Consider the following 8085-nt stretch of genomic DNA (forward strand, 5'->3'; position numbering starts at 1 on the left):
TATGTCGTCTCAATCTAACTGCAAGCATCTGACTATCTATAGACACTTTGACCTGCAAGGACGCAAAGATTGAGACGATGTTTGTCCGGCTTTTAGTCAACTTATTTGCGCTTTGACCTGCAAGGATGCAGAGAGTGATACGCATGTGCGGGGCCGTTGAGACGCCCTTCTGTAGATGATGAGTTGGGCGATGACCTTGTGGCGGTATGAGTGTTGGTGGGCTGGTTTCAGCCCTCGTCGTCGGAGATGTGGTCGTCCCGGTCTGCTGTCATGTGGTGGACGTTGAGACCGGCACGGCAGCGGGAGGGTCCGATGGTGTCGTGCAAGCGTGTGAACAGGTCGGGACGGATGATCAGGTCGGCTCCTGCGACCGAGGGCAGGAGAGGCTCGTAGGTTCCGTCGTGGACGAGGTGTCCTCGCCACTGGCGGCAGATGAGTGCTTCCCCTGCAGCGTCGCTGAGGCTGAACCCGCAGATGCCGTCGGTGGGTTCGAGACCGAGTACCGCCACGATGCTGGCGGCTGGTGCGAGGACGTACGGGGGCAGGCCCGGACCGTTGCGGTGCCGGGGCGTGTCGATCAGGGGAGTGGTGCCGGCGTCGGTGAGGGCCACGAGAGCCTGGTCTGTCGTGCTGAGGTGCTCGGCTGCTGCCTCGGCCCGGGTGAGACCAGGTGCCAGGCGGCGCAGCGGGCGGGTCCACAACTGCCAGGGAGCCCGGGAGATAGGGAGAGTGCTGGTGGGCGGATCGTCGTCGGCAGTCTCGAGACCGACGGTGATCAGTACTTGGCGGGCGGGCTGGTCCGGATACCGGCGTGCGGGAGTGCGCTGCCGTTCGACCAGCCCGATCTGCACCCAGCCCGCGTGCGGGCCGTCGTCCACGCGGGCAAAGGCCAGGGTACCTTCCGGCAGGGTGCGCAGGCCCGAGACCGAAGCCAGACCGAACGGCGGCCAGGGTTCTTGCTCTTGGCGGCTGTCGCTGAACCAGGGCACGGGATCGAGTGACCACTCCAGCGCCTTGGGGCGGGTCAGAGGGCGGGGAACGCGGGCGAGTTCGGCACGCAGGGCCGAGCGGGAGTCGTCCCTCAGACGTGCCGCCGTGCCGCGTTCGAAGGCTTGGGGGTCGACGAGGTGTCCGGCTTGGGCGAGCGCGGCTCGCAGGCCTGCCGCGGCCTTCTGCAGAGAGTCTTCGGCGGCAGCCTGCTCGGCGAGGTAGGCGTCGGGGAAGCGATCGCTGCTCGGGTGGGTCAGCAGGTCCAACTGCATGCGCATCAGCGGTTCGACGTGGTCGGGGATGGCTGTGACCACGAGGTCGATGACGGTCTCACGAAGCCCGGGAGCCTGGCCGGCGGCGTCGAGGCGGGCGCCCAGGTAGTGGTCGACGAGGTGGGCCGCATATCGCCGAGGGTCTTTCATTCGCTGTCCTCGGTGCCAGGGCGGGCGGTTACGGCGCGCGCGAGTGTCGGATGGGCCGCGCTCGCCGGAGGGGGAGGCGGCTGGTGTCCGGCCTGGGTGAGGACGGCGGCGGCCTCCGCCCGGACGGACAGCATGTCGCTGTCGCACAGGGCTACGAGTTGCTTGTGGAGGGCGGCGTCCAGGGGCCCGTCGGGAAGGTGGCTGTGCAGGACAGTCAGGAGCCAGGTCAGGGGGCCGGCGCCGAGGGCGAAGGAGAGGACATGTGCGAGGGCGGCCTGTGCCTGGTGGGGCCGGCCGGCCAGCAGGACCGTCGCTGCGATCAGGGCACGCCGCTTGTCGCCGCGTTCGGGCAGGGCGACGGTCGCCAGAGCGAGCTGGCACAGGGCGGTGTCGATGTCCTGCTGTGAGGTCGGCTCCGGCACCGGGTGGTAGGCACCGTCGCCAAGGCGGGCATCGCCCGGCAGACGGTGGGCGATGACCTCATACGCGGCGTCCCAGCAGGCGAGTGCGTCGGCGGCCGAGGGCCGGGAGGAGTCCGGGCGCTGAATGGCGAACGCCGAAATCAGGGCCTGGCTGACCCCGATGGTGCGGCTGTAGGACGGGTTGGCGACGGTGTTGGCGACTTCGTCCGCGAGGTTTTGGACCGCGATGGCGGCATCCGCGGTGTGCGCCTGCTGCCATAGATCCAGGCGGTCGTTGCCGGCGAAGGAACGCCATCCGCCGCCGCCTCGGATCGTGGTGTAGGCCAGCATGCCGGCCATCGCGGCGAGCGGGCCGAAGGCGTCGGGGGCGATGTCCTGGCGCAGATGGAGCCCAGCGGCGACGTCGGCGAGTACGTCAACGGGGCCGGAAGCGTCCATTCCCTTGGCGATCCGGTGCAGTAGCTGGGCGGCTTCGTCGGGCCCCTGGCGGTCGGTGATCTCCACGATCCGCCATCCGATCGCGCTGGCCAGGGCGTCCTTGGACCATCGGGGGCCCATCGGATCGTCGTACGCCTTGCTGCTGCAGTCACGGACCGCGGCGAGCACACCAGCAGCGCCCTCCGGCAGTACGGGGCGCTGCTGGGCGTGCAGATAGGCCCCGGTGGGGTAACGCTCCCTGGGGCCACCCCAGTTGCGGGAGTTATTGACGGGCGCGGTCCTGGGTGACCAGGACGGGCCGCCTTCGCCGCCCAAGCGCTGTGCCGCCGCCCGCAGAGCAGGAGTCGGCGTGTCCTGGGCCATGTGTGACGCGTGGATCAGTGTCTGGTCGTCGTAGGTGGATGTGATCGCGTTGGCGAGCACCGGCAGGAGGCCCAGAGCGTGTGCAGCGTCGTCGCCGGGCAGGTCGGCGAGCCTGCCGAGCAGGGCGATGTCGGCGTCGCGCCTGCGGCCGTGGGGGCCTGCGGCGATACGGAGCGCTGCCAGGACGACGGGGTCGGCGGAGTCGGCCTGTAGGGCCAGCAGCTGCTGGTGGGCCGCCTCCACCCGGGCGTCGGGCAGTCCGGGCTCGGTCAGCAGCACCTGGGCGGCCATCTGCGCGGCGGCCTGCGGATCCAGGCGCGCGAGGAAACGCCACCACTCCTGCGGTGTGCCCGCGGTCCCCCGCCCATCGGTGCATTCCGCAACGAGGTACACGAGCGGCTGCGTACGTGCCAGCCGCACCCGCGCCTGTACCGGATCGGCCTGGACAAGCTGGGACAGCGGATCCAGCAGCTCCTCGATGGTGATGTCCTTGTGGCCGCCGTAGGCGCTCATGTAGTGGGCGGCGCGTTCCCAGCAGTGCTGGGCTTCGTCCGGGTCGTCGCAGGCGAGACTCACGCGGGCCATCTCGAGTTCGAAGTCGGCGTCCTCCGCATACATCGAACGGCTGTCGGCCTTTGCCGCGCGCAGCGTGCGCATGAGCTCATCGATGACGTCGGCCCCGGCCTGGCCCACGCTGTGGGCCAACAGGGACAACAGCTCCGTGGTGATCAGAGGGCCGGTTCCGGCCATGCCCATCAGGGACGTGGTGGTGCCTCGGCTGACGGTCTGCAAGGAGGCGATGCCCACGGCGACGTCGTTGCCGCGCAGCAGGGCGACTGCCTCGTGCAGCACCTGCCGCACGAGCTGATGGATGTCGCCGAGCTCGCTGGCGTTGGGCCGGCCTGTGAACGCGGCTGCGTGCCGGGCCAGTTGCTCAAGCGCCACACGGGCGGCAGTGGACGCGTGCGCGGTGGTGATCCGGCCCGCGCCGACGTCGCGGCGGAGACCGAGTGCGGCGATGGTGAAGCGCAGCCAGGCACGGTAGAAACCTTCGCCGTCGAGGAGGGGGAGCAGCCGGGCGGGCGCCTGTGGATCAGATCCCTGGGCCACCGCCAGCAGTTCCAGCCACTCGCTCACCGGCCCCGACAGGTCGCTGTAGCGGCCGGTCAGCACTGTGTGGGTTGCTTCCTGCAGCACCATGGTGACGTCCTGGCCGAAGACTTCCTCGGCCAGGTCCGCCACGGGCACGCCGTGGTCCAACAGGCGTCGCGGGCTGCACGGAGCGCTGGCCCAGGCCGCGGTGGCCAACGTGCGCGCCGAGGGCAGCATTCCGTCTGCGCCGTCGTGGGCGTCGGCGAGATGTAGGAGAAGGGCCGCACGCCGCTCGGGGCGCTCGACGAGCTCCACGCTCTCCAACAGCGGCTCGGCACCGAGGCAGTCCAGCAGCACACCGAGCGCCAGTTCGGGGGAGCCCAGGGCTTCCTGGTCGAGAAACCGGGCCACCCGATGCGCGAGCGGGTGGTCTTCCTGCGACTCGCGCTCGTCGGCGCTATGGCCGGGTAGCCTGATCCGCCCGCGCAACTCCGCGAGGAACACCCCCTCGTCGCCCGCGGAACCGTCGTGGGCAGACGCACCGTCGTCCGCCGTGTCCCAGGCCGTCAGATACGCCTCCCACGGGGCGGCGCCCCCGGCCCGGTCGATTGCCGCGCACAACTGCAGGCCCCACCGTGCCGACATCGTCGGCACACCCTCATACATCAGGCCCGCCGCCACATGGTCGGCTCCCGACAGCGCGACGAGCACATCCGCATACGGCACCAGGGAACCCGGCAGGCCTTCGTCCTCGTAGGTCGACCGCGCCCGGCTCAGTTCGATGCAGCGCACCAGCGTGGGCCAGTCATGGCACACCGCCGCCCGCCGGGCGACGACGGCCAGGGTGTGGACGATGGCCTGCGGGGGCTGCAGTCCGGCAACCGCCCGGGAGAGGAAATCGGGTCCGATCAGCAGCGCCAGGTCGTCGTCACGGCCCAGAGCGGACAGGAGTTCGGGCAGGTGCCGGAAGGCACGCGCGTCCGTGAAGAACCCGCGCCGGGAAAGCCAGTCGGCGGCCTGGGCCCGGACCTGGTCCACCCACCGGGAGTCGCCCTCGACCCGGCGGACGAAACGGCTGAAGCTCTCGTGGTGGATCTTCAGCCCGCCGATCCCTGGCTGCTGCGCGATGATCGGCGCCACCCGGGTCAGTGCGGCATTGATCATCATTGCCGGCATCGGGAAGATCTCTCCGAGCTCGTCCGCGCTGACAGCGAAGTCGCAGACCGCCAGCGTGCTGACCGCATAGCGCTGCTCGGCCGTCAGAGCCCGCAGCAGATAGGCGTAATAGTCGTCCAGGTCGTGCGCCGATGACGGAACCGCACGCAGACGCTCGAGAGGATCACCGACGGCGCCCGGCGCAGGCAGTGTCCCAAGACCAGGAGCGGGGCCCAGGGCTTGGCGGCACAGATACGTGGCGTACAGAGCGTTGCCTCGTGAGCGCTCCTCGATCAAGGTGACAGCGGCTTCAGCGTCCCTGGCACTCTCCCGGCCGGCACCCGATGGCCACAGCGCTGAGAGCACCCCCAGACGCTCCGCCAACGCACCCAGCTCGGCACGGTCGAGAGGGGGAACGGTCAGACGGGCGGCCCGGGCGTTGACCGCCTCCAGATGAGGGCCGGGCTGACTGGCCAGGACAAGAACGGCGCCGGGCGGCAGGCTGAGCGAGGTGAGCTCCTCGACCAAGCAGGCGGCCGGATCCACCGGCTCACCGAACACGCCGCCACTACTTGGCCCAAGTACCCGGCTGACGTGGTCGATCCCGTCCACGACCAACACGACGCGCTGATCCGGGACCAGGCCGCGCACAGCCGTGACCGCCGCCGCGAGCGTCTCCGTGGTGGCCGCGTAGCGGGGTCTGACCTGCGCCACTGCCTCCGGTGCGGCGCTTTCCAACTGCTGCAGCAGGCTGCCGATCACCACCTCGGTCAGCACACGCTCTCCACGGTCGGTATCCGCAGCGCCGAGCCAGCAGTGATGGCGTACCGCCAGCCAGGTGTCGCGCAGTGCGTCGCCGAGTTGCTCGCACAACCACGACTTGCCGATGCCGGGGGCGCCGGTGACCACCACCACACCGCCCTGCTGCGAGGTGTCCTCGACGGCTGTGACCACTCGTGTGAGGACGGCGGGGCGAATCACCTCGGTGGCACGGTCGACGGGGTGCCCCTCGCGGACGGCCCCGAAGTCAGTCTTCAAGCCCAGGTGGGGAAGCAGGTCCTCGAGTGTCACGGTGCCCGTCCGGCTGCGGGCTGCCTTGGCCCTCTCGATGAGGGCCAGTGCCACGTCCTCGGCCGTGCGGGACCGGTTCGGCGGCCGTCCGGCACCGAGTTCTTCGGTGATGCGGTGCAGCAGGGCCGCCTCGGCCGGCCCGGGCTCGCGGATGCTGAGCGAGCATGCCGCAACACTCGTGTCGACGATCAGGCTGGCACAGGCGCGCTGGAGCATGTCGTCGCTGACGGCGGCGAGGATGGCCTTCCACGGTTCGTGGGTCCGCAGCGCAGCGGCGTCGAACCGGAACCGCTTGCTGCTCAGGCCGTGCAGTGCCGGCCCCGGGTCGCTGCCCGTACCGACCGGCCGCAGCACCCGCGTCAGATCAGGGTCGTCCGGCTCCGTGTCGCGGACCACGAGACGGTGCGAGACGGCGGGCTGTGAGGCGAGGTCACGGTCGATGGAAGCGAAGAGGAGATCCAGGCGCAGCCCCCGGTTGTCCCTGCTGAAACTCTCTACTGACAACGCACGGTCGTGATCCGTGTGCTTGATCTGCAGCCGCTCGCGACTGCCAGTGCCCCATTCGCAGGTGATGTCGTCGAACCGGTCCCCGGCGAACATCTTCGTGTCGACGACCACCGACCTCGCATGTCCCACCGCCAGATCCACCAGACGCAGCGCGGTGAGCAGATCCTGATAGGCGTAACCGAGGTGCGTCGGGCGCAACCCCACGGTTACCTCCAGCATGGTGTGCCTGCGGCCGCACCCCCCGGCGCCCGGCACACTCACCCTAACCGTCCGCCGGCATCAAGACGGAAACGGCCACGCCGGATGCCACAGCACGGCGGCTTCCCGCCCTCAACCCGCCTGCGCCAGGTCACCGCCGCCTACCGCTTCGCTCTGGTGCAGGCGCAGCCGCCACTGCCCCTGATCTGCATCCTGCTGGAACGTGCACTACAAGACGGCGGTGAACTGGACCAGCAAAGCTCGCCGGGCCGGGGTGCTGACAGCGCGACGGGAGCCCCGCGCGAAAGACCGCTGGGGCCACCCGGGTTCCCGGCCCGAACCGGGCATCGGGCAGGTGAGTTGGTCTTCCTGGGCAGGAGAGGGGGCACCGCTGCACGGCACCGCTGCCGCCGGGCCGAACTGACTGGGACGACCGCGTCTTCCAGTCGATCGGGGAAAACGACCGCGTGCTCCAACCAGCCGACTGTCTTCAAGTCCCGGGTACGGCGTCGTTCTCGTTCGGGCGGCCTCTGAGGAAGGCCGGGTCCGTGCGACGGCGCCTGCGGGGTCACGAGATGATCGCGTTGAAGAACAGCACGCCGCCGGCGAACGCACCGCCACCGGCGAGAAGGCCTGCCGCGGGTGTACCGCCGGCCCAGACGGTTAGGACCGCAGCGGCCGTCGCGGTCAGGACGCCGAGCAGCAGGATGATTGCGGCGCGCTGACTGAGCAGCGGAGGCTGCGGATCGGGCTGAGGCACCGTCACACTCCATGCGAGGTAGGGGAATGCACCCGTCTGTTTCCAGGTGCGGCTGGTGCAGGAGGTATAGGCGGGAAGCGAGCACGTCACCCCCTGTGATGTGAATCACCGTCAGTTACCGGAAATTTCTTGAGGAATGCGAGGGGGGAAGCAGACGCGCCGCGTCTAAGACATACGTGAGACGGTCCGCTCGGACCGCCGGGAACCTGTCGCAGATGCAAGGGAGCGGATGTGCCGGAAGCGCTCGAGGGTGGCGACACCGCCTGCACCCCTATGTGCCCCCTCGATGCGGAGGACGCGGAACTGACGCCGGACGACCTGTCCCGCCTCGACCGCGACCTCGGCGCCGTCACGGACCCGCAGGACGCCGCCCGGCGTCGGCAGGCGGACGCCACCATCGTCGAGGTGCTGCGCGCGGACGGCTTCGAGGGCCCGCGCTACCAGAAGGTCGTCAATCGGCTGTCGGAATACGGCTACCACACGATGACCAAGTGGACCGCCAACGGTGACGCCTTCCGCAAGGCCCGCCAGGCCGGTCGGCCCGTGCCGGTGCAGAAGATCACCTTCGGCTGGACGGCGGAGGACCGGCATGAGGTCGTCGTCGACAGCGTCCTGGGCGGCCTGCATGTCTTCCGCACCTATGGACTCGTCCAGGGGCGCTGGAGCC

The 8085-nt window shown here is 69.7% G+C and carries 3 protein-coding genes and 1 pseudogene; 1 reads left to right on the plus strand and 3 read right to left on the minus strand.

Going from position 1 to position 8085, the window contains the following annotated elements; genetic code table 11:
- Positions 1-227: 227 nt before the first annotated feature.
- The 3 genes from ACNFOC_RS46530 to ACNFOC_RS46540 all read right to left on the minus strand — a co-directional run bounded on the left by ACNFOC_RS46530 (position 228) and on the right by ACNFOC_RS46540 (position 7418).
- Complete coding sequence (locus ACNFOC_RS46530; protein ID WP_416965047.1) at positions 228-1412, minus strand: hypothetical protein; 1185 nt, start codon at positions 1410-1412, stop codon at positions 228-230.
- Positions 1409-6664, minus strand: a complete 5256-nt coding sequence (locus ACNFOC_RS46535; RefSeq protein WP_416965048.1) for an AAA family ATPase — start codon at positions 6662-6664, stop codon at positions 1409-1411. The genes ACNFOC_RS46530 and ACNFOC_RS46535 overlap by 4 nt, the downstream gene beginning before the upstream one ends.
- A 562-nt stretch (positions 6665-7226) precedes the next feature.
- The gene (locus ACNFOC_RS46540) at positions 7227-7418 is read right to left on the minus strand and encodes a hypothetical protein (RefSeq protein WP_416965049.1); all 192 of its coding nucleotides are present in this window, start codon (positions 7416-7418) and stop codon (positions 7227-7229) included.
- 231 nt (positions 7419-7649) lie between these two features.
- On the opposite strand from ACNFOC_RS46540, the pseudogene ACNFOC_RS46545 reads away from it, so the two are divergent.
- A pseudogene (locus ACNFOC_RS46545) lies at positions 7650-8085 on the plus strand (hypothetical protein); the annotation flags it as partial.

The organism is Streptomyces colwelliae (assembly GCF_048158785.1).
In the GTDB taxonomy this organism is placed as follows: Bacteria; Actinomycetota; Actinomycetes; order Streptomycetales; family Streptomycetaceae; genus Streptomyces.

Bases quoted from the DNA above. Each gene is read 5' to 3' on its own strand.
- ACNFOC_RS46530 (WP_416965047.1), bottom strand. From the start codon at position 1,412: ATGAAAGACCCTCGGCGATATGCGGCCCACCTCGTCGACCACTACCTG.